The organism is Peribacillus sp. RS7 (assembly GCF_041956845.1).
Taxonomy (GTDB): domain Bacteria; phylum Bacillota; class Bacilli; order Bacillales; family DSM-1321; genus Peribacillus.
Genome location: NZ_CP168135.1, coordinates 1,499,214 through 1,522,054 on the forward strand (window position 1 = coordinate 1,499,214; position 22,841 = coordinate 1,522,054).

The 22,841-nt window shown below is 41.1% G+C and carries 25 protein-coding genes; 6 read left to right on the forward strand and 19 right to left on the reverse strand.

Translation table 11 applies throughout. The features are described from left to right. Positions 1-7 precede the first annotated feature (7 nt). Positions 8-499 (reverse strand): DUF2975 domain-containing protein, encoded by a 492-nt coding sequence (locus tag ACDZ29_RS07785; protein WP_375090601.1) that lies wholly within the window; start codon positions 497-499, stop codon positions 8-10. Positions 500-826: 327 nt separating this feature from the next. On the opposite strand from ACDZ29_RS07785, the gene ACDZ29_RS07790 reads away from it, so the two are divergent. Beyond that, the gene (locus tag ACDZ29_RS07790) at positions 827-1,765 is read left to right on the forward strand and encodes an oxidoreductase (protein WP_375090602.1); all 939 of its coding nucleotides are present in this window, start codon (positions 827-829) and stop codon (positions 1,763-1,765) included. A gap of 100 nt (positions 1,766-1,865) precedes the next feature. On the opposite strand, the gene ACDZ29_RS07795 is transcribed toward ACDZ29_RS07790, so the two are convergent. After that, positions 1,866-2,306 carry a peptidylprolyl isomerase gene (locus ACDZ29_RS07795; protein ID WP_053348803.1) on the reverse strand — a complete coding sequence of 147 codons (441 nt, stop codon included), beginning with the start codon at positions 2,304-2,306 and terminating at the stop codon, positions 1,866-1,868. A gap of 161 nt (positions 2,307-2,467) precedes the next feature. On the opposite strand from ACDZ29_RS07795, the gene ACDZ29_RS07800 reads away from it, so the two are divergent. Further along, positions 2,468-3,460 (forward strand): acryloyl-CoA reductase, encoded by a 993-nt coding sequence (locus ACDZ29_RS07800; RefSeq protein ID WP_375090603.1) that lies wholly within the window; start codon positions 2,468-2,470, stop codon positions 3,458-3,460. 37 nt (positions 3,461-3,497) lie between these two features. On the opposite strand, the gene ACDZ29_RS07805 is transcribed toward ACDZ29_RS07800, so the two are convergent. From ACDZ29_RS07805 to ACDZ29_RS07815, 3 genes are all read right to left on the reverse strand, one after another. After that, positions 3,498-4,964: a PAS domain S-box protein gene (locus ACDZ29_RS07805; RefSeq protein WP_375090604.1), complete on the reverse strand. Its 1,467-nt coding sequence runs from the start codon at positions 4,962-4,964 to the stop codon at positions 3,498-3,500. Positions 4,965-5,111: 147 nt separating this feature from the next. Beyond that, positions 5,112-5,540 carry a cell wall hydrolase gene (locus ACDZ29_RS07810; protein WP_289326772.1) on the reverse strand — a complete coding sequence of 143 codons (429 nt, stop codon included), beginning with the start codon at positions 5,538-5,540 and terminating at the stop codon, positions 5,112-5,114. 226 nt (positions 5,541-5,766) lie between these two features. After that, positions 5,767-6,036, reverse strand: coding sequence for a DUF1292 domain-containing protein (locus tag ACDZ29_RS07815; RefSeq protein WP_289326773.1), 270 nt, complete (start codon positions 6,034-6,036; stop codon positions 5,767-5,769). Between the two features lie 355 nt (positions 6,037-6,391). Here ACDZ29_RS07815 and ACDZ29_RS07820 point away from each other — a divergent pair, with 355 nt between their 5' ends. Next, positions 6,392-6,778: a VOC family protein gene (locus ACDZ29_RS07820; RefSeq protein ID WP_289326774.1), complete on the forward strand. Its 387-nt coding sequence runs from the start codon at positions 6,392-6,394 to the stop codon at positions 6,776-6,778. Positions 6,779-7,070: 292 nt separating this feature from the next. Further along, a complete protein-coding gene (locus tag ACDZ29_RS07825) occupies positions 7,071-8,714 on the forward strand; it encodes an alkaline phosphatase (protein ID WP_375091114.1) in 1,644 nt (547 codons plus the stop codon). 480 nt (positions 8,715-9,194) lie between these two features. Here the strand turns inward: ACDZ29_RS07825 and rpsN are convergent, their stop codons facing one another. From rpsN to purT, 10 genes are all read right to left on the reverse strand, one after another. After that, a complete protein-coding gene (gene rpsN / locus ACDZ29_RS07830) occupies positions 9,195-9,464 on the reverse strand; it encodes a 30S ribosomal protein S14 (protein ID WP_289326775.1) in 270 nt (89 codons plus the stop codon). Continuing rightward, entirely contained in the window at positions 9,391-9,864 is a 474-nt protein-coding gene (locus ACDZ29_RS07835; protein WP_375090605.1) for a hypothetical protein, read from the reverse strand. The genes rpsN and ACDZ29_RS07835 overlap by 74 nt, the downstream gene beginning before the upstream one ends. A gap of 186 nt (positions 9,865-10,050) precedes the next feature. Then, on the reverse strand, positions 10,051-10,200 hold the full coding sequence (gene rpmG / locus ACDZ29_RS07840; RefSeq protein ID WP_034310390.1) for a 50S ribosomal protein L33: 150 nt from the start codon (positions 10,198-10,200) through the stop codon (positions 10,051-10,053). Between the two features lie 19 nt (positions 10,201-10,219). Beyond that, positions 10,220-11,413 carry a GTP-binding protein gene (locus tag ACDZ29_RS07845; protein WP_289314589.1) on the reverse strand — a complete coding sequence of 398 codons (1,194 nt, stop codon included), beginning with the start codon at positions 11,411-11,413 and terminating at the stop codon, positions 10,220-10,222. Positions 11,414-11,845: 432 nt separating this feature from the next. Then, positions 11,846-12,016 (reverse strand): hypothetical protein, encoded by a 171-nt coding sequence (locus tag ACDZ29_RS07850; protein ID WP_181762212.1) that lies wholly within the window; start codon positions 12,014-12,016, stop codon positions 11,846-11,848. A 164-nt stretch (positions 12,017-12,180) separates the two neighbouring features. Next, positions 12,181-12,561 (reverse strand): nucleotide excision repair endonuclease, encoded by a 381-nt coding sequence (locus ACDZ29_RS07855; protein ID WP_289327401.1) that lies wholly within the window; start codon positions 12,559-12,561, stop codon positions 12,181-12,183. A gap of 205 nt (positions 12,562-12,766) precedes the next feature. Then, the gene (locus ACDZ29_RS07860; protein ID WP_072272311.1) at positions 12,767-12,919 is read right to left on the reverse strand and encodes a YpzG family protein; all 153 of its coding nucleotides are present in this window, start codon (positions 12,917-12,919) and stop codon (positions 12,767-12,769) included. 103 nt (positions 12,920-13,022) lie between these two features. After that, on the reverse strand, positions 13,023-13,670 hold the full coding sequence (locus ACDZ29_RS07865) for a DUF4352 domain-containing protein (protein WP_375090606.1): 648 nt from the start codon (positions 13,668-13,670) through the stop codon (positions 13,023-13,025). Between the two features lie 22 nt (positions 13,671-13,692). Next, on the reverse strand, positions 13,693-15,060 hold the full coding sequence (locus tag ACDZ29_RS07870) for an alkaline phosphatase (RefSeq protein ID WP_375090607.1): 1,368 nt from the start codon (positions 15,058-15,060) through the stop codon (positions 13,693-13,695). 452 nt (positions 15,061-15,512) lie between these two features. Then, positions 15,513-16,670, reverse strand: coding sequence for a phosphoribosylglycinamide formyltransferase 2 (purT, locus tag ACDZ29_RS07875; RefSeq protein ID WP_375090608.1), 1,158 nt, complete (start codon positions 16,668-16,670; stop codon positions 15,513-15,515). 276 nt (positions 16,671-16,946) lie between these two features. Between purT and ACDZ29_RS07880 the strand changes: the two genes are divergently transcribed. Then, positions 16,947-17,273 carry a hypothetical protein gene (locus ACDZ29_RS07880; protein WP_289326781.1) on the forward strand — a complete coding sequence of 109 codons (327 nt, stop codon included), beginning with the start codon at positions 16,947-16,949 and terminating at the stop codon, positions 17,271-17,273. A 442-nt stretch (positions 17,274-17,715) separates the two neighbouring features. Here ACDZ29_RS07880 and ACDZ29_RS07885 read toward each other — a convergent pair whose 3' ends face one another. From ACDZ29_RS07885 to katA, 4 genes are all read right to left on the reverse strand, one after another. Next, positions 17,716-18,909 carry a M14 family metallopeptidase gene (locus tag ACDZ29_RS07885; RefSeq protein ID WP_375090609.1) on the reverse strand — a complete coding sequence of 398 codons (1,194 nt, stop codon included), beginning with the start codon at positions 18,907-18,909 and terminating at the stop codon, positions 17,716-17,718. 95 nt (positions 18,910-19,004) lie between these two features. After that, a complete protein-coding gene (locus ACDZ29_RS07890) occupies positions 19,005-19,181 on the reverse strand; it encodes a hypothetical protein (RefSeq protein WP_375090610.1) in 177 nt (58 codons plus the stop codon). A gap of 1 nt (position 19,182) precedes the next feature. Continuing rightward, positions 19,183-19,398, reverse strand: a complete 216-nt coding sequence (locus ACDZ29_RS07895; protein ID WP_375090611.1) for a hypothetical protein — start codon at positions 19,396-19,398, stop codon at positions 19,183-19,185. A 416-nt stretch (positions 19,399-19,814) separates the two neighbouring features. Then, positions 19,815-21,269 (reverse strand): catalase KatA, encoded by a 1,455-nt coding sequence (gene katA, locus ACDZ29_RS07900; protein WP_289326785.1) that lies wholly within the window; start codon positions 21,267-21,269, stop codon positions 19,815-19,817. Positions 21,270-21,918: 649 nt separating this feature from the next. Between katA and ACDZ29_RS07905 the strand changes: the two genes are divergently transcribed. Further along, positions 21,919-22,809, forward strand: coding sequence for a TetR/AcrR family transcriptional regulator (locus tag ACDZ29_RS07905; protein ID WP_375090612.1), 891 nt, complete (start codon positions 21,919-21,921; stop codon positions 22,807-22,809). Positions 22,810-22,841 lie beyond the last annotated feature (32 nt).

The window sequence follows — 22,841 nt, forward strand, 5'->3', positions numbered from 1 at the left end:
ATTCACCTCAGACTATTAAGTCGTTCTCTGATTTTATATCGATGGCTTCTTTTAAAAGTCTTTGAAGAACAGCCGCAAAGACCGCAATCACCATGGGAGCAAAAATCAAACCCATTCCGATTAGTACGAGACCCGGTGCGTCATCTATCTCCGCCATGATATAGACGAGTGGCAGAGCTACCACGTACAATGCACTGATTGTGATGGCACAGTTTTTGATTTTCTTTAGGGCTCTTACAGATAATTCCGAGAAAGCTTGATTCTTGTCAATATAGCTTAAAAGGTTAAAAGATTGATACAAAGCGAAGTAAAATGGGATTGCCGAAACATACATAACCATTAAAATTCCATATACCACATAAGCCAAATCTGAACCTCTTTCTGCTGCTTCATTTGCTTCATTCGCTATCTGAGGCAATAAAAATAGACACAAAGCAAGAACAGGAATGCCGATAAAAATAACAGCTACCTTTAAAAAGAGTGTTGAACTTGGTTTCATAAAAAGCACCTCATTTATTTATTGTCAAGTTGAATTTAACACATGTTTTATTGTTTTACAATAAAATATTATTGATTATTATTACATTGTTATTGTTTATAGACAAGATAAAAAGCATTCCTCATTACAGCGAAATGCTCTATAACTTTAAACCATTCAATTTATAACTTGTGCAACTAAACTTCCCCGTTAGTTCACCAATAAAATCAACAATATCCTTTAAAATTGCAAAAAAAAGTACAACACTTAATTCCCGCCATGGAATGTGACATATAGGAATTATTTGGGTATATGATAGGTATAGAATGTGTGGAAAGGTGTGATTGGATGATTGAAAAGTGGACTGGCGAAGAAATGGCAGATCTATCGGGGCAAACCATTGTAATCACTGGTGCTAATAGTGGACTTGGCTTCGAAACGGCTTTTGCACTGGCCGGTAAGGGAGCAGAAATCATTCTTGCCGTCCGGAATGCTTCAAAGGGTGAAAAGGCGGTCGATAGAATCATCTCGGTCCACCCTAAGGCAAATGTACGCGTTATGCAGCTGGATTTAAGTGATTTAAGCAGCATTCGGCATTTTGCTGATTCATATAAGGAAAACTATGACTCACTCTCCGTCCTTATCAATAACGCAGGTGTGATGATTCCGCCTTACAGCAAGACGAAGGATGGTTTCGAGCTACAATTCGGCAGCAATCATCTCGGTCATTTTGCTTTGACAGGCCTCCTACTTCCGCGTATTCTTTCTACTCCAAAATCGCGGGTGGTCACGTTGAGCAGTTTGGCCGCCAACAATGGATTCATGGATTTCGAAAATCTAAATGGTGAAAACGGTTATAAACCAATGAAATACTATGCGCAAAGTAAGCTGGCCAATCTTCTCTTTGCCCGCGAATTACAGAACAAATTCAACCAGCATGATGCAAACCCGATTAGCATTGCCTGTCATCCGGGCCTTGCCCATACCAATCTCATGTCACGCGGATCTGGCAAGCCCATGAATAAATTTGTCCACTTTCTTTCCAAAACCATCACCCAGCCCGCAAATCTGGGCGCATTGCCCACTCTTTATGCCGCAACGGAACCTACATTAACAGGCGGGGAGTATATCGGTCCCGATGGCAAGAAAAGCAGAAAAGGCTTTCCTAGAAAAGACGATATCATCGATATCTTATATAATGAAGAAACTTCGAAAAGATTATGGGATATTTCGGAATCCATGACAGAGGTCAACTATCGTTTCACTGAAAGCATTACGCCAACCTAACTAAAATGCTCACCCATTAAAGCGGGCTTATAGGTTAAGTCTGCTGCCCATGAACATGGAAAAAAAAGAGGGGGCATAATGCCCCCTCTTTTCACTTCTATCATTCAGCGTCAAAAACTTCGACTTTTTCCATTTTGTCGCCATTTTTCATAGCTTTTGCTGTTTCAAGTCCAGATGTCACTTTACCGAATACCGTGTGAACGCCGTTAAGATGCGGTTGTGGTGCGTGCACGATAAAGAATTGGCTTGAGCCTGTATCTTTTCCGGCATGTGCCATTGATAGGCTGCCTGCCTCATGTTTGTGAGGGTTTCCTACTGTTTCACATTTGATTTGTGTGCCGCTTCCGCCTGCACCTGTACCTGTTGGATCTCCGCCTTGGCTTACGAAACCAGGGATGACACGGTGAAAGACTACGCCGTTATAAAATCCTGTGTTTGCTAAGTTTTCGAAGTTAGCAACTGTGTTCGGTGCTTCGTTCGGGAAAAGGTCGAATTCGATCTTCTCTCCATTTTCCATAAGTATGTATCCTTTTTTAGCCATGTAAAACATCTCCTTTAATATGAACTGAATCAAATCTAATAGTAACATTTTTAGAAGCAGAAAGAAAAGCAAGCACTACTTATTTCGATTTGTATCATTGTACATCACAACGTTTTTTCTTTTATAATTGGATAGATTCATTATAAAAGGGGGAACGAACCATGATACAGCAATTTGATGCATTAGTCGTGAATAAGCAAGATGATCAATTCACCGTTAACATTCAGAAACTATCAGTTGATGATCTGCCGCAAGAGGATGTGCTCATCCGTGTTCATTATTCCGGTGTGAACTATAAAGATAGCCTTGCCAGCATTCCAAATGGAAACATTGTCAGCAGCTATCCGATCGTTCCGGGAATTGATATGGCTGGTGTTGTCGTTTCATCTGAGGATTCCCGCTTTAAAAAAGGGGACGAAGTCATTGCGACCTCCTATGGGATTGGCGTTTCACAATCCGGCGGCTACAGTCAATTTGCCCGTGTTCCTGCAGATTGGATCGTTCCGCTTCCTGATGGCCTTACAATGAAAGAGGCGATGATCATCGGAACGGCTGGTTTCACTGCAGCTTTATCGGTTCAGCGCCTGGAAGAAAATGATCTTACTCCTGGGCAAGGGAGCGTTCTCGTCACTGGGGCAACTGGCGGGGTTGGCAGTTTCGCTGTCTCGATCCTTTCCAAACTAGGCTATTCCGTTGAAGCGAGTACAGGAAAAGAATCGGAACATGGATACCTGAAGGAAATCGGTGCGACGACTATTATATCCCGTGAAGATGTATATGATGGCAAGCTGCGGGCACTGGGCAAACAGAAGTGGAGCGGGGCGGTAGATCCCGTCGGCGGTGAACCGTTAGCCTCGGTCCTTAGCCAAATCAAGTATGGCGGATCTGTAGCGGTCAGTGGATTAACGGCTGGTACAAGCCTTCCTGCCACCGTCTTTCCATTTATCCTCAGAGGCGTTAATTTACTTGGTATCGATTCGGTCAATTGCCCGATGGATACAAGATTGAAAGTTTGGCATCGACTTGCCACCGACTTTAAACTTACGCATTTAGAACAGCTCGTTCAACAGGAAATTACAATTGATGATTTGCCTGACATCCTTCCTACCCTATTGAAAGGGGAAGCAAGAGGCAGAACGATCGTTAAGCTATAATCCAAAAAGTGACGAGAGCATGGCTTCTCGTCACTTTTCATTGTGAACTTTCATTGATTGGGAGAATGATTTCTACAATCGTCCCTTTTCCCACTTCGCTGCTGAAATGAATTTCCCCATTATGTTCATGGATGATTTTAGTACTGACCATGAGCCCCAACCCTGTTCCTTTTTCCGAGGTGCTATAAAAAGGCTGACCTATATGCTTCATGCGCTCATTTGAGATTCCACAACCTTGATCAATGAATCGGATCATTGCGGAGGCGCCCTCATGGTTTAACTGTATATGAAGTTTGCCGCCATTCGGCATGGCTTCTATCGCATTATTGACGACATTCGTGAATACTTGTTTTAACTGATTCGGTTCGCCAATGACTGATGCCAAATCCGTATTGAATTCCTTGATGATTTCAACATCATTCAATATCGCTTGAAACTCGGCTAACGTAATCACACTATCCAATATTTCGTTAAGCCGTATCGATTCACAAACCTTCGCTTCAGGCTCTGCTAAACTTAAAAATTCATTGGCCAGGATTTCGATTTTCTCAACTTCACTGACCGTCATTTCAAGATAGTCCTTTTGCTCAGGGTCTTCCCTTAATAATTGTAAAAATCCTTTTACCGTAGTTAATGGATTTCTTATTTCATGTGCGATACCCGCAGCCATCTGTCCTACCGCTGATAACATATTGGATTTACAGAGCAGCTCATCGGTCTTTTTACGCTCCGTAATATCCCTGCAGAATACCTGTATGGCTGGCTGACCTTTATAAATAATCGGAAGCCCGAGTGTTTCTCCATAAAATACTTGTCCGTCAAGTCGAATGAACTTTTGTTCCAGTAAACCAACCGCTTGATAATCGTCCCTCATTATCTCGATTCTTTTTTGTACACTTTCCCGGGAATCCAGGTGAACGAATTGAAAAACCGATTTACCGATAATATCTTCCACACTATCCATCCCAAGCATTTTTGCCCCCATGGGATTCATATACTCTATGATCCCATTGCGATGCACAAAAATCGCTTCAGGTGACACCTCCACTAAACTGCGATACCTTTGTTCACTTTCCTTCAAGGCAGCTTCAGCAAGTTTTTGATTCGTGATATCCCGATAAACGAAGACCAGTGCACACGGCTCATTTTCTTTATCCCGGATATTAAATAGGGAGATGCTCACATCGATTAACCGGCCATCCTTCCTTTGCCTGACCGTTTCAAAGCCTTTCTTTTGTACCCCAGCCCTAATCTGGTCATGCAATCCTTTGACTGATTCCTTCAAGAATTCAGGAATAATGGGAAATGGCATGCCAATGAGCTCATCATTCGTCCAACCAAAAAACTCTTCAAAAGCTGCATTTACTTGAAGAGTCTTACCTTCCAGATCAACAATGGAAATGGCGTCCGGGTTATTCTCCATGAAAGACCTGAATTTCCAAGTATTATCCTCCGACTGTTCCCCCATTTGCCCTTGTCCATAATTAATAAGCTCTTTACTCATCAATTTTTTTATTCCTTTCTTATCCGGAAATTTACTGTCTCAATTTTACAGTAACAGTAAATCATTTGCCAGTTTTATCATATGATATTTACCATTTAGGGATTGATGCACAAAGAGGCTAAACCTCCATAAGGTTCAGCCTCTTCATTAAAATGTATTATAAATATTTTGACATTCCGCACCTGTTGGTTCATAAAAGCAATGAAGCTTGAATCGCCCAACCAGAGGCTGATTATACCAGGTTGCCGGACAATCTCCCGGTGGCCTGAAGTACCATAGGCTAAATTTCGAGGGCCATAGCCTTTCACCACTTACACTGCGGCGTGCAAGCCTTTTTTCCCTATCCCTTGCTCGTTGATAAAAATACCCCTTCTGCACAGCTTCAAAGGCATGTTCCTGATAAATCATGTCTGGAATCGTCCTTAACCCTTTGAAATCGGAACAATTCGACCTGATCCGATTCACCCCTACATTCCCGATCATCAACATGCCTTGATCGCCTTCGCCCTCGCCTTCAGCTCTAAGCAACCTTGCCAATAAAGCAATATCGGCATCAGTGTGCTTTACAACAGCCATCCTATCACCTCCACTTTTTTATCCTATGCCTTGGAGATGGAAAAATGCTCCGTTTTTTAACAAAATCTTCATATAGAGTACATGTCCCATCAATAATACAATCCTATACTTAAGTAAGGTTGGATAGCACGAGTGGCTATCATGGTATATGGCGAAGGCGGGGCCAATACTTTCTTATACATATAAAAAAGGCGGCACATATTGTGCCGTCTTTTATCTTGTCCCATCATTCTTTCTCTTCAAATGCGGCTTCAAACGCCAATGATACCTTTTCGAACTCTTCATCCGATTCGATATCGAGCAGCTCACCTTCGCCTTCGACCCTGAAAAAGAAAATATCGATATCTTCTTCAGTATCCTCTTCAATATCCTCAAGCAAACCTACCGCTACATATTCCGTTCCTTCTACATCCAATGATCCTAAAACCTCAACTTCATGGCCTTCATCATTATCATCAGAAAGAGTGAAAACTTCACCTTCACGAATTTTTCCCATATTACCTCTCCTCTCATATCCATTAATAATGGTGTTGTTTCCATAGTATATCGACTAATCCATATAGAAACAAATTTTTTCCTTGTAAAAATATAAATTCTATTCTTTCCAACATAATGTAATGTAAACGCAATAATTTTATACCTCGAATTTGAATAGACAATATTATGAAAAAAAAAATATTATCCATAACGTCACCGCTCACCTTTCAATATTCACCAATAATTCCTCTTCATTAACATTATTTTAAATATTATCTAAAAAAGGCTATAAAAATGTAATTTAATTCCGAATAATGTTATACATACTATTAATCAGCATATTGCACATGAACATAATGAAGGAGGAAGTTTTCTTGGCTGCGAAAAGGGTCGATCACATTGGCATCGTTGTAAAAGATCTTGAAAAATCCATCGCCTTTTATCAAGATGTGCTGGATTTAAAATTAAAATTACGCATGCCTCATACTAATGGGGTAATCGAACTGGCATTCCTGGGTTACGAAGAGTCGGACGAAACAGAAATAGAATTGATTCAAGGATATAGCGACACACTGCCATCCGAAGCAACGATCCACCATTTTGCCATTACCGTGGATGATATCGAAGAAGAATATGCCCGGATCAAAAGCTTGGATAACACCGAGCTTATTGAGGAGGAAATCGTCACACTTCCAAATGGTTATCGCTATTTCTACGTTTATGGACCAGAAAAAGAGTGGATTGAATTTTTCCAAAGGTAACTAGCATACTAAAAAAGCAGAGTCCATGGGATTTCTGCTTTTTTAACGTCCACTCTTAAGCTATTCCTTCTGAACGGCCTTCAAAAATAACACTTCAGTCCATTTCCCATGAGCTTTTCCATGATAAATAACAGTCGCGCTTTCAAATGGTACGTTCATTTCATTTATAGCGAGAAAATCAAATTTTACAGATAAAAAACCTTTCTTTACTTAAATGAAGGAATTTCTTAATATATCCCATTTATCCTTAGATGTATCAAGTATATTTTTGGAGGTATGCATTTTGGGGAAAATGAGTAAAAAGGTAGCAGGAATTACGTTAGCGGGTACAGTAGCCCTTTCATCACTGGGCATTTCAACAATGAAGGAAGATGTTCAGGCAAAAGACAAGAAAAAAGAACCAACAAACGTCATCATGATGGTTATGGACGGAACAAGTACAGGTGCCACAACCCTTTCAAGGTGGTATAAAGGCGATAATCTGGCCATGGACGAAATGCTGGCTGGTGGTATGCGTACATACTCAGCTGAATCAGCGATTACAGACTCAGCTCCTGCAGCAACAGCGCTTGCGACAGGAAATAAATCCAATGATAAATTTGTCGGTGTCCTGCCATCCATCGTCAATTCTCCAGGGCTCGATCCGGTTAATCCGAAAAATGCCCATAAACCAGTCGCCAACGTATTGGAAGGGGCGAAACAAGCGGGAAAGGCCACTGGCATCATCTCTACCTCTGAAATCCAGCATGCTACACCCGCAGGCTTTTCAGCTCATGTGACACATCGAAGCAATTACGCTGATATTGCGGAACAACAGGTTTATCAGGGCATTGACGTGGTTTTGGGAGGGGGCAAGGAATCCCTTTCACCAGGTAAAACAAAAAATGCAAGAATTGATGGGGAAAACCTTTTGGAAGTGCTTGATGATGGCAAATATGACTTTGTAGAAACCCGAGATGAGCTGTTAAACTCTAAATCTAATAAAATTTGGGGAAGCTTTGCACCAAGTGCCCTAGCATATGATTTTGATCGTGAAACAACAAAGTCAAGTGAGCCCACTTTAGCAGAAATGACCAATAAAGCCCTTAAAACCTTGAAAAAAGATAAAGACGGCTTCTTCCTATTTGTTGAAGGCAGCAAGATTGACTGGGCTGCTCACGGAAACGACACAATCGGAATGATCAGTGATACTTTAGCTTTTGATAATGCCGTGGACGAGGCACTTAAGTTTGCAAAAAAAGATGGAAACACGATGGTTATTGCTGTAACGGACCATGGGAACAGCGGAATTACAATGGGTAACTTAAACACGAACTCCTCTTACCCGGAAACACCCGTTTCAGCCTACATCGATCCATTAAAGAAAGCGAAGATGACAGTTGAAGGAGCTTTAAGTAAGTTGAAATCAGATAAATCCAATCTAAAGGAAGTTGCAGCCCTTTATGGACTTAATGATCTGACAGCTGAAGAATCAGCAAAACTATCCTCTTCTAAAAACGTAGGGGCTGACATGACAAAGATTCTTGCTAACCGTGCCAACATTGGCTTTACAACAGGCGGTCATACAGGAGAAGACGTATTCCTGTATTCTTATGGCCCTTCAAAACCGACAGGATTAGTGGAGAATACAGATCTCGCTAAAAAGATGGCCCAATTCATGGGGTTTGATTTACAAAAGTTATCGAATAAACTATACATGAATGCTAAAGATTCCTTTGAGAAAAAGGGATATTCAACCCGTATTGATGTGTCTGACCCGAATAACCCAGTTTTCGTAGCAAAAAAGGGTAAGCAAAAAGTGGAGTTGCCTGCAAATAAGAATATCGTTATCATGAAGACTTCTAAGTCTACACAGCAAAAGAAAATAAATGCCATCACCGTTTACAATGGAAAAGACTTCTATATATCTGAACAAGCATTAAAGACAGTCAAGTAAGCATCACTTCTTTATAATGATGAGCGAATGGAAGGAGCCCCTGTTTTAACAAGGGCTCCGACTGTAGGCAAACTCAATGAAAATCGAGTTTGCCTACAGTTTTTTTTGATTAGTACAATTTGTCCACTCCAGGCACTCGCTTTCCGCGGGCGGTCCGGGAGCCTTTCCCGCAGGAGTCTCGCACCTTCCGTTCCATTCACTTTTGCTTTAAAATTCAGATAGAAATCATACCTAAGGTGATGTACGTGTGGCTTTGGGCCAATTGGTTCCTGAACATCGCTATGGTTTTATGATAAAGTCCGCCATACTCTTGGTTTGGTAACAACTACGGGCTAAAAAGGGTTTAGCCATGCGGCAATCTGGATCTTCAAAAAGGAGCCCATACTAGGGCTCCCTTTTTTATGACTGTTCTTTGTATTACTAGGACTTGATTCTAGTGAATGAAAGACTTTCATCCCTAATCACTTTCATCACCACGCTTCACCAGCTTGCCTTTTTGACACCCGGCAGATGCCCTTTATGTGCAAGTTCCCTAAAAACGATACGGGACATGTTGAATTTGCGCATATACCCACGCGGTCTCCCTGTTACTCCGCAACGATTGTGGACCCTTGTCGGCGAAGAATCCCGCGGGAGTTTGGCCAATGCAGCATAATCACCTTTCTCCTTCAATTCCCTACGGATTTCTGCATATTTTTCGACCATTGCCAACTGTTTTTGTGCTTTTACCACCTTGGATTTTTTCGCCATTTATATATTCTCCTTTTTTAAACATAATGATTTTATTAATCCTATAACTGTTCACAATCCGTTCCGCTGCCTGCCTTGCTCCCGATATATTCATGGATATCGGGCCCATTTCAAGTTCAGCCAATGCTCCCGTGACATATAAACCAGGTCCCCAATGCAATGACTGCGATACAATCGGATAACCACATTCCGCGCAGCGTAAACCATGCGACTGGATGACTGGAGTTAGCCAATCCTTCCCTGGCATTGATGACTTAAAGCCGGTCGCCAAAAGGATCGTCCCTGTTTGTTGAATAACCTTTTCATTTTTATCCCTGAGGCTAATATGCCCATCCCTCCACACAGCGCTTATCACTTCAAGATCCATCACACGCAATAATCCCTGTTTAACTTGATTCATCAGCGCTTTATGTAAGTCAGGTGGAATGGATCCCTTATTACGGGCCTGGATAAGACTTTAGTATAAATGCAGCCATCGTCGTACCTTGAATGCCTCCGCCAATAATGATCCATTCCAACATGAACTTCCCTCCTTTTACATCCAATCTCTTCATAAAGCATAATCATTACGATTTAAATCTCGAAATTACTTCGTTTCACGGTGAAGCGTATGTTTCTTTAAACGCGGGCAGTACTTTTTCAATTCGATCCTGTCCGGGTTATTCCGCTTATTTTTCGTTGTGATATAGTTCCGGTCCCCTGATTCAGTGCATGCTAAAGTAATGTTCACTCTCATGTTTTTTTCCTCCTAAATTTTAATGGACTATTTCCGTAAATGCAGGTAATGGATCTTCATACAGAGACCAATCCTGCTGCAACTCTGCTGAAGTCAGTAAACATTGATCTAGTTCACGTTCTATCTCCTCTTGATTCATCTCGATGCCAATCATCACCAGCTCCGTCATCCGGTCACCATATACCGCATTCCACCGTTCCAGTAATTCAGGTGCTTCCTGCAAAATTTGGAGCTGTTCTTCCTCAGGGTAAGCTGCGACCCATTTACCGGCTGCTTGTATCGTTAATGACGGTCCTGCTTGCGATAGCAATCCGGCTATATCATTTCTTGATGCCAGCCAAAGGAAGCCCTTTGCCCGCACCACTTCCACCGGCCAACTTTCTAACCACGTCATCAGCCGTGATGGATGAAAGGGTAATTTCCTTCTGTAAACGAAGGATGAAATCCCGTACTCAAGGGTTTCAGGGATATGCTCTTCATTCAACTCTTTTATCCAGCCTGCACCTTGGCTTGCCTTTTCAAAATCAAATAAATGAGTATTCAATACTTCCTTTAGCTGCACCTTGGAATGATCCGTTTCGATGATCCTCGCATCTGCATTCATCTTATGAAGAACCGCTTTCAGTTCCTCCACGGCGTCAGCATCCATTAGATCGATTTTATTTAACAGGATGACATTGGCGAACTCTATCTGATCTATTAATAGATCGACGACTTCCCTGCCATCCGCAGTATCAGTTGCCTGCATCCTGTCAATAAGTGTTTCTCCGGAAGTGAAGTCTTGCCAAAAGTTATACCCATCAACAACGGTGACCATCGTATCAAGCCGGCAATATTCCGATAAATCAATTCCCATGCTTTCATCAACATAGGAGAAGGTTTGGGCTACAGGTACCGGTTCGCTTATCCCCGTCGATTCAATTACGATGTAATCAATGTCCCCTTGTTTCGCCAATTTCTCCACCTCGATCATTAAATCCTCACGAAGTGTACAGCAAATGCAGCCATTCTGCATTTCCACAAGTTTTTCATCCGTCCGGGTAAACCCTCCCTTTTTGACCAGCGAAGCATCAATATTGATCTCACTCATATCATTAACGATGACGGCAACCTTCAGATCATTGCGATTTTCAAGTATATGATTCAAAAGCGTCGTCTTTCCCGCACCAAGGTATCCACTCAATACCGTAACGGGAATTTTCTCCTTCTCCATCCCTTGTCACTCCCCTTACCTGATTTATTATTTTTGTTCACAAATCAAAATCATTACGATTTAAACGAAAAAGTTAACCTCCATGAAAAATCACTCTTTAATAATAAAACGTAATCATTCCTATTTGCAAGCTTTTTTCAAAATTATCTCTCGAATACTCTTCCTGAACATATGTAATCAGCCATTGCACCAATACTCAGCATTGGCAATCACGGATAAATGAAAGGTGCTGACATTCTTCCTAAAACTAAAAACAAAAATTAAATGGAAGCCCAATCACACATAACATCATGTGTAATGAACCCCCATTACAGTTTTATCATTTATTGTACTTCCATATTGACAAGCTGCTGATCATACAACGTTTCATTATCCAATACATTTTTCTATTTCTTTGTTGCAAATCGAGAAAAAAATTATTGGTTACTGTGCTTATTCCGCCATTTCCCACCCTGAAGATTTTACTGTCTTTTGTTCAAAAGTTTCAATCTCTCTCTGTTTCGCCAGTTTAGAAGCTTGTGACACGGACCACGTTAAATTCCCAAAGGCAATCACTGTCCCGATTGAGATAACTAACACCTTTTTACAAAGTATTTTCTTCAATAGCTTCCTCCTGAAATGTATTGGAATACTCTAAATATAAACCAACATTGTTAACCTAACATGGAGCAGCTGTAAATGTACGAAATTATTTTTGTACATATGTAAACTTAAGTTCGCACACAAAAAGCTGAGTGCATATGCAGTCAGCTTTTCATAGGTTCTTCTTATTTATAAAACACTTTGTCGACGTTGTATTTAGCATGAAGTTTATTGATCATGTACGTTTCATAGATTTCACGTTCCATGGCATCTTCGACTATAAGAATGTCAATTTTCTTGACTTCATTACGATGCTCTTTAATTGGAGAAACATTATCCTCGAAGTGCTTTTTGACCCTTTGTCTTAATTTACGTGCTTTCCCGACAAAAATCAGCACATCGTTTTCATTGTAAAACAAGATGATGCCGCCTTTATCACGGGGAATCAAATGAAAATCGATAAACCCGTAAATTTCAGGAATGACGGCTTCGTCTCCTTCTATAACTTGCTTTCTTTGTTTGATGCTTATATCCGCTGCAGGGATTTCAATTTTAATCATTACAATTCACGTCCTCTATTTGTATAAGGTGAAACTTTCAATCGGGATCGAAACTCCAGTTTCACGCCAAGCTCATCACTTTAATCTTAAAGGTAAATGGTATCATAATTATCAATGAAAAGCCATGTATGCCTTGATTGGTTTAGATGAACTATTTTAAATATAAAGAAGAAGACTCGCTAAGAGCCTCCTTCTTTGTCGGGAATATCCTTTACCACCTGTGAGCCTTTGCATTGCTTCTTAGTATAATGTTTGTTTGCGATTCTTGCGTATGGCCATTAACTTGAGATTTTGAACGCTTAGGTCTTGTCCAATTATGGTGAAACTTTTGAGAATGTGGATCTAATTGATCTTTATAGCTCATTCTGTATCACCTCATCATTAGGATTTGAATATTCCGTCCAGTGATAGAAATCCCCATCACTTGTTCTAGTATTTTATTTTTCCAAGGCTTTTATACATATTCTTTAAAAAGCGAATTCAGATGACTTGCCTTTTGCAAGGACTTCCCCTTCTTCATCCACCGCATCACTTGTCATGAGGGATATTCCCTTTATGTTTCCATCATTTAGAATGAAACCGATGTTTCCGCTTTTTGAACCGTTTCCTTCTATTTCACCAGTAAGTTCTTCCAGGTAAATCTCATCTTCCCATGTCAGATGTTCTCCGCTGTCCGTTTCAAGGAAAGCAACTGGGGAAAACTTGATTTTTTTATCCGTATTATTTTTGATTTCCACGTTCACTTTTACGATATCGAAATCTTCATCATGCGTATAGCCGTGGAAGAAATCGATCATGCTGTAATCCGGAGTGGCATGCATCACTTTCATTTCTTTGACTTTAACCTCGATCGGACCAACATTCAACGTTTCATTCACTTTTTTATAGGCCTTCAAAGTTAATTCGCCTTTTGCATCGGAAACGTTCTGACCGATCTGGTTCAAGTTTATATCATCAGGAAGCTGTGGATTCGGAACATAGACATCCTTTTTTACCAGTGGTCGTGCACTTTCCTCTGTTTTTTCTTTAGCTGTTGTTTCTTCTTCGTAAGCTGGTTGGGTATTAAGAGCACCAAATGCCGTTAATAACAGGGCACCAATCATCAGTCTGTTCATTGAATCCCTCCCTGAAGTGTTATTACTTCTTTAATAGATCAAAGATGATTTTGGCATGATCCGTGTTATCGACCTGCCCGGCAAAACGCTCTTTATATGGCCCGTATGCGTAGACCGGTACATCTTCACCCGTATGTCCCCCGGTAGTCCATGCAGTATTGGTCCGATTATCGAATATGGCTTCAATGGCATTATCGACTTTCGTCACATTTTTTGTTTTGGCAGCATCAGAAACCGTTTTGATTTCATCGTTAGTTAGCTTCACTTCATTTTGATCAATATATTGCTTTAACGTTTTTTCAACATCGGCGCCTTTGACGATGGCATCCGCCATGAAGTCAGGGGTGCGTTTGGCTGCCTTGATCGGTTCACCGTACCAGTTATAGATTCCTTTGGCTCCGATAGAGAATCCTCCTGTAGAGTGATCCGCAGTAGCCACCACTAAGGTATGTTTGTCTTTCTTCGCAAATTCTATGGCCGCTTTGTATGCTTTTTCAAAGTCTTCCATTTCACTCATTGCACCTACGATATCATTATCATGTCCTGCCCAATCGACTTGGCTTCCTTCGACCATAAGGAAGAAACCATCTTTATTTTTATTCAAACGCTTAATCGCCGAACTTGTCATGTCTTCCAAAGAAGGCGTTTCACTTGGGCGGTCAATCATTTTTGGGAGTCCTTCAGAGGCGAATAAACCAAGGACCTGCTCATTTTTGTCCTTAAGCATTTGATTTTTATCTGTCACATAACTATAACCGTCTTTTTCGAAGGCTTTCGCCAAATTGACATCCGGACGGACAAAATTGGATTCCCCACCGCCCAAGAGGACGTCAATTTTATGTTTGCCCTTGATTAAGTCATTATAATAATCGTCTGCGATTGAATTCATGTTTTTCCGATTTTCATCATGGGCGCCAAAAGATGCAGGTGTAGCATGGGTGATTTCTGAAGTGGCAACCAATCCCGTCGCTTTTCCTTTTTCCTTTGCTGCTTCCAATACGGTTTTGACTTCAGATTTATCATTATCCACTGCAATGGCAGCGTTATAAGTCTTCACTCCGGAAGACATTGCCGTTGCTGCCGACGCTGAATCCGTTATATTTTGTGCAGCATCTTCAGGGTAGGTCATCTGCTGGCCCACCAAGTATTTATCAAACTCTGTCCGTTCTGCCACCTGGGTACCAGGGTTATCTTTTAAATACCGGTAAGCGGAGGTATAGGAAACACCCATGCCGTCACCGATCAGGAAAATCACGTTCTTGATTTCGGGTTCTTTTTTTGAATTCCCCTTTGCCGAAACACGATCCGTAGCGGACCATGATAAACTTCCAAATGCTAATGCAGAAACGAGTGTGATGGGTAAAACCTTTTTACTCCATGTGCGATTCAAATGAATGACCTCCCATTAATGTTTTCTCTTTAATTAAATTATAGGTGAAGAAAATGAACTCAATGTCAAGGCTATGTAAAAATGCAGCAGGATAATTGTTAAGACAAAGTAAAGGCAGCTTGACTCGGAATTGCATGCCACTTTTATGAAGTTGTGGGTTATTCATGAAAATCATCAGTAGTGGGGTCATTTTACATGCTTTAGAGGAATGATAAAGATTTAGTTAACACCAGCGTGGGTAAGTGATCTTGAACCAAATTCTTTTCATTCAACGTCTTCAAATCAGAGTGATTTGTTAGGAGTTTGAAAGTGCTAAAAAATTAATGGAGAAAAGAAAATAAAGCATCCAATCAGGATGCTTTATTTTCGCTTATATAACTCTGTCGGAGGCCTGGTTATGGAGGTCATGCTATATGAAAAAGCGCTCCATTCAAAGAGCGCTTTTTCCACTATTATTTCTCTACAACTAAACATTCCAAAGCACGGGCCGCATTCACTCTCGCCAACTCGATTGAATCGGCAGATGACAGGGCGACAGCAACCCTTCTCCCTACCTTGGTAACCGGTTTTCCGAAAAGACGCACTTGTGTATTCGGTAAAGCCAAAGCTTGTTCAACACCGACTATAGAATATTCCGATAACTCATCTTGCGCTTTTAATGGACGGCTAGCACCTGGGGTGATCAGCGTGATTTCTGGGATCGGATATCCAAGTATCGCTCGAACATGCAGGGCAAACTCCGACAGATTCTGAGTCACTAATGTCACTAGCCCCGTATCATGAGGACGTGGGGAAACTTCACTGAAATAGACTTTATCCCCTGAGAGGAAAAGCTCAACCCCGAATAATCCGTACCCTCCAAGTTCATCTGTAATGGCATGGGCAATTCTTTTAGCTTCCGCTATTTGCGCTTCTGTCATATTATGCGGCTGCCAGGATTCAATATAATCCCCGCCCTGCTGAATGTGACCTATGGGAGCACAATACATGGTACCGTTTACGGCTCGGACAGTAAGCAGCGTAATTTCCGAATCAAAAGAGATGAATTCTTCAATGATCACCCGTCCATTTTGAACCCGGCCGCCTTCCATGGCAATTTTCCAGCACTCTTCCAGGTCACCTTCCGTTCGGCACACACTTTGCCCTTTCCCTGAAGAACTCATCAGCGGTTTTACTACATTGGGAAATCCGACTTCTTTGGCAGCTTGGACAAATTCTTCATAGGTATCAGCGAATTTGTAGGCTGCAGTCGGAATCTCCAAGGTTTCGGAAGCCAACCTCCTGATTCCTTCACGATCCATAGTCAATTTAGCCGCTCTTGCCGTCGGAATGACGTGAAAGCCTTCCTCTTCCAACTTGACTAATTCAGATGTAGCAATGGCTTCGATTTCCGGCACAATCAAATCGGGTTGTTCTTTTTCTACAATTCTCCTTAGTTGTTCCGCATCCAGCATATCGATCACATAACTGCGATGAGCGACTTGCATGGCAGGGGCATGTTCATAGCGGTCTACAGCAATGGTCTCCACACCAAGCCGCTGTGCTTCAAGTATGACCTCTTTCCCCAATTCACCCGAGCCCAATAATAAAATCTTTTTTGATTTATACATTCAGTCTCTCCTCCTCAATACCTTTAAAATCATTATATACGAACTATAACTAATAAACATAAATATTTATTCGTATTTTCAATCGATTTTCCCAGAAAATATAAAGTAAACATATCTATTTCAATAATTTTAAATACCAACTTGACAAATAGGATTAATGTATTTTATACTACTTTTATATAAGGAACATATATAAGCTGACTAGTTCACTGGAGGCTCTCTATTCAACAAGAATAGGGGGTTTTTTCGTTTTTATCAATGAGGGAGGATTGCACTATGCAAAAGGAATCGCTACGGACCATTTCCCCTATCATGAATGAGAAGCAAAATGGGGGCTTAGAAGATATGGAGTACCTAAATCTGCCGGACAGAATATTTTTCCACTGGTGCCAGCAGCAATACCGACTGAATAGAGGGGTTTACAACACGATCGATCGTTGGTTCTATGAATATGGCATTGTCCATATTCTTTACCGCCGGATCAACTTATTAGCCTTTTTGGAATTCGCTTCTACCCCTGAACAAGATGCCGGAAAAACAAAGTTCATTAAATTCGGCAATGGTGGACTAACGCAAAAGTTGCAGGAATTCATTACAGATTAACCTGAATCTTATAGGGCCCTTATCAGTAATATGCCCATTCTCCTCCTACTGGTAAGGGACACTTATGCGAATGTCGAAATTTGCAATACGAATGTTTTTGTAAATGTAAGCGCTTTCTATTATAATGAAATTAGGTTGGATGGCATGCGTGGCCGTCAAAGTATCTGGCGTAGGTGGGGCCAATACTAGCGCTAAGGGAGACAAACTTCCTTACCGTAAAACTATTAGAATTCCTTTTGGTAGGGGCTGCATTATTACTAAGACGAAAACTGGAGAACGTCCTTACTTTTTGGCTTAAAGCGAGTTAATCATGCAATCGATAAGTAAAGCATAACTTTACTTATTCTTTGCAGCAGCCCTCATCGTTTCAAGTCTAATAGTTTATAAGACTAAAAAGCTCTACCCCAGGAAACGGAGTTGAGCTTTTTCATTTGGTCAAAATTCACATATATAGCCCTGCTAAGAAAATCCCAAGCGATTTCTGATAAATCTCATCGAACTGTGATATAGGAAGGGGATTGGTTCCTTTGCCCAGCTCTACGGTAAATCCTGGCCTTCGCCAATCCTGAATGTACCAATCCTTATACCCTGCGTAACTATTGGCGGATTTGACAGGCTCATATCCACTGACCCTCGCAAACTCATTGACTATCGTTTCCGACTCGGGTGGTTCCAAATCTTCGAACCCCCAAAAAATGACCTCTCCTTGGGTATGGAAAGCAAGGACTTTGCCAAAATCGCGTTTTCTTGTCAACTCTGACATTGCAATCGCTTCAGGCTGCGTAAGTGGGCCTTCCCCAGGATAGTTTGCCGGACCTGGCTCCGTTACATTATTGCGCGCTTGTTCCAATTCCCATTTGGCGGGAAATTGATCATTCAGATCCACTCCATTGATATTGGCTTTCCAGCCAGAGAAGTCTTCGCTGCCATTATTCCATTCCACGAGCTGACCTTTCAATGACTCTTCTGCAGGCGGGCCTTTCAGAACCAACTCCACTCCGTCCGGATTCACCATCGGAACGACCGATAACATCGTCTGTTGATAAAAAGGAAACATGGATAGACCGCGGATGTCAGCCTGATTCGTGATTGCGAGTAAATAATCATTTAAAAAGGTCATGACCACAGGTGTCGTAATCCACTCATTGGCATGAAAGGAACCATTATAGTGAACTCGTTTGTTACCATTTCCTATCAGCACTTCGGGGATATCCCTTTCAAGCACCGAGTCCCCAATTGGGGATGTTTTAATAAATGGATAGATATTTTTCAAACGTCTTACATCAGTCACCATCATCTCATAATCATATTCCTGGTTTCCTTGAACTAGCCTCCATGTAATCCTTAATGGCACAGAAATCGTTTGACCAACTTGCAGGGCATTCGGGTTGAGATTAGGATTAACCAAAAATAGGGCGTCCAATGAAAGATTACGTGATTTGGCAATTGCCCATAAAGAATCCCCTTGCCTAATCTTATGGCCGGTCGTCGTAAAGCCAGGAATTTTGATTTGCTGTCCTATCATAAGCACAAGTGGATCAATCCCACTATTGGAATCAATGATAAGTTGGTAATTCACCTTGAATAATTGGCTATAATACCACAAGGAATCATTCTGCCTCACAAAAACGTCCATACTGCACCTCCTCTTAACCAAATGTATGCTGATTCGATTTAATTATTGCCAAAGCACCCGTGCCATCTTGATAGGGACTTCATGATTAATGATCCTCACTCCTCAAATCGAACCAAATTGGGGGCATCATTCGGAATGCTTAAATAATGCTTGGTACTCCCATAGGTACCATCAGGATCCAATCCCTGATATCTTTTGAATTTCGCCATCCGATCTTCTTCTTTGACCCAGCCCAGATGCTTCAAGCGGATGTCAGATAACTTGTGAGGCAATTCAAAAACATTTCTCCAAATCTCCCGCTATGTTGCGGCCTATCGTTCCACTTGCATTCAAACCCCTCACGATACCTGACCTGGAACGGCCGATAGTACTGGTGAGCGCACCAGAGTTCATCCTCCTTGTAATGGGTTTCATTCCAAAAGTCATATAACCGGATTTTCTTGATCGCTCATCTTCATTGTCATCAATGAAAAAATGGCCAATCTCCATTCCCTCCACATCCAAGCGTTCAAGTTAGAGTAAAAGCTTTTGAAAAAATATGTGGTTTCTGGTAAATTGGACTGCCTACTAAAACCCGTTTCTTTTTGTCATTAACTCCACCCTTTACCGATAAACTAAGTACCCAGCCCCCTATTGATCTGAAAGCATTACTTCCTTTACGAACATTTATAACTATATATTCATACCGAACTTGTTGGGTGTCAGTGATACCTTGTTCCACGCTTTATAAAACGCTGGCTTTAATTCATCAACTTGCAGCAGCCACTTTTTGGCGTACTATTTCTTGGGGTCAAGGTCAGAATATCATCGCCTTCCTGATGAACAGGACATCCCGGTATAAAAAAAGGCACCCATTCATGAATGGATGCCTTTTTGCTTTAAAAATAGATTGGGAGTTCCATATTTTACGCTTCTTGTGGTACCGCCAAGCCTAAACCTTCAGCTATGCGCGTTCCGTATTCCGGATCGGCTTTGTAAAAATGGCTGATTTGACGAAGCTTGATTTCTTCCAATTCAACAGGTTTCATTGCGCCCACAATCGTTTCGACAAGGCGAGTTTTCTCTTCCGCACTCAATAGACGGTATAAGTCACCTGCTTGAGTGTAGTGATCATCACTATTATGACCCACTTGTGCAGCTTTTCCAGTCACCTCGAAAGGAGTGACTTTATTTTCCGTTGATTCTGCAGGACCGCCAAAGCTATTCGGCTCATAATAAACAGATCCCTTTCCATTGTCATCCGCCCGCATGAAGCCATCACGCTGGTAGTTGTTCGCTTCGACTTTCGGACGGTTAACCGGAAGCTGGTTGTGATTCGAGCCTACACGGTAACGGTGTGCATCTCCATATGCAAATAGACGTCCTTGAAGCATCTTATCTGGGGAAGCTTCAATTCCTGGCACGAATGTCCCCGGTGAGAACGTGGCTTGTTCCACTTCTGCAAAATAGTTTTCAGGATTTCGGTTCAATTCCATACGGCCAAGCTCGATTAGCGGATAATCTTTTTGAGACCATACCTTCGTTACATCAAATGGATCGAAACGGTATGTATCCGCATCTTCCAAAGGCATGATCTGAACATATAATTTCCATGCAGGGAAGTCCCCTTTTTCAATGGCATTGAAAAGGTCTTCCGTATGGTAATCAGGGTTTTCACCTGCTAGTTTTGCAGCTAGATTCACATCAAGGTTTTTGATGCCCTGTTCTGTTTTGAAGTGGTATTTCACCCAAACGCCTTTTCCTTCATCATTCACCCATTTAAATGTGTGGCTTCCGAAACCATGTGTATGACGGAGTGTAGCAGGAATGCCCCGGTCGGACATCAGGATCGTTACTTGATGTAAGGATTCTGGTGAATGTGACCAGAAATCCCAAACTGCAGTCGGGTTTTTCAAATGTGTTCTAGGATCTCTTTTTTGTGTATGAATGAAATCGGGGAATTTAATCGCATCGCGAATAAAGAATACAGGCGTATTATTACCGACGATATCGTAGTTTCCTTCTTCCGTGTAGAATTTAACGGCAAATCCACGCGGGTCACGGACTGTATCGGCAGATCCCAATTCACCGGCTACTGTAGAGAAACGGATAAAAAGATCTGTCTTCTTGCCCACACCATTGAAAAGTTTAGCTTTCGTATACTGAGAAAGGTCGTTCGTTACTTCGAAAGTACCGAATGCACCGGCACCTTTCGCATGAACTACACGTTCAGGCACACGTTCACGGTTGAAGTGGGCTAGCTTTTCCAACAAGTGTACATCTTGAATGAGGACAGGACCGCGTTCGCCGGCAGTGATTGAGTTTTGATTATCTCCAACTGGTGCTCCCCAGCTTGTAGTAAGGTTTTTCTTGTTCGTCATTATTGAACCACCTTTTCATTATTATTTATGTATATAATGATAAAGCTTCTCAGAAAAAAATCAATACTTATTTATAATAATTTTAATATAATAATCAATTCATTAAGTCACCATTAATACTTCAACCCAAAAAATACCCATAATATGGATTACTTGTACTTTATAAACGTTTGTTGTACGACATATAAACAAATTAATATTCCTAATAATGGTATACGACCCTCATGCCCAATATTCCTTCGTAATAAGTGTTTTTATCATTTCTCCTACTAATGGGATAGTAAACGAGAATGAGAGATATATGCTTTCTTGATACGATGCGGCTGCACCTGGTTCCTTCTATTTATTTTATAACAATCCAAATGATTCTCCTGTGACTTTGTTCACTTCATTAGCCTTTATTTACATAAAGTGTAGAAAGATGCATTTTGTTGATTCCCGATTTCATCAGACTTGATCCATTCGCGTACATTTTGGATTTCAAAAATCCATGAATTCCTATAAAAAACTTGACTGAAACAAGGTATCCATATGAGGACATCACCCTTATTTTGCTAGAGAAATTGTAAACATACTGGTTTGTATTCGTATAGAAAATAAGATACTATTACGTTAAAATGACCGTCCAATAAGAGTAAGGGTGATATAAATGAATGAGCGGAAACAACAGGTAGTTAAATATGCACACCAATTATTTATCGAAAAGGGTTATCAAGCAACATCCATTCAGGACATTTTGGATTATAGCGGCATTTCAAAAGGAACATTTTATAACTATTTTTCTTCTAAAAGCGAATTGCTTAAGGCAGTCTTCCTGACTACCCTAGAAAGATTAGAAAAAGAGCGGAATGAATTGCTGATTGGGCAAAACCTTGGAGATATTGAAATATTCATCAAACAATCCGAATTGCAAATGCACTCCAATAAAAGTAATAAACTCTTTTCCTTATATGAAGAAGTAATGATTTCGAATGATACCGAACTTAAGAACTTCATAACCCATGCTAAATTCCAGCATATACATTGGCTATCAAAACGGTTTCTGGATATTTTCGGCGTTGAGAAAAAACCCTATATTTTGGACTGTGCCATTCTTTACTCGGGGATGATGCATCAAACGATTCATTTTAATGCCTTGGCTAAAGAGCCCGATTTCAACCCTACTGAAGTTATCCGTTATTGTGTGGACCGGATCAAAACCATTTTCGAAGATGTTAGCCAGTCCGGCGTACAGCTTTTAGAACCCGATCAAATCAAGCAATGGCTGCCGGAGTGCTTCAATACACAGCAGGATTTTCATACAGCACTACTGCACTCTGCAAACGACCTAAAAAAGATGATCTTGAAGCTATGTCAAGATGATGAAGCTGAACGGGTGAAAAACTTAAAATTAATTCACTTTATCCAAGAGGAATTTTTACAAAACAGTGATCCGCGAACCTTTCTCATCGAAAGTGCCCTGCTTTCCTTAAACACCAATCCAAAGTTGAAAAACACATTGGAGTTAAGTGAATTCGAAAAGATCATTGCCATCAACTAATGGAATAAGACCCTAAAAGGGTCCTTTTCTTT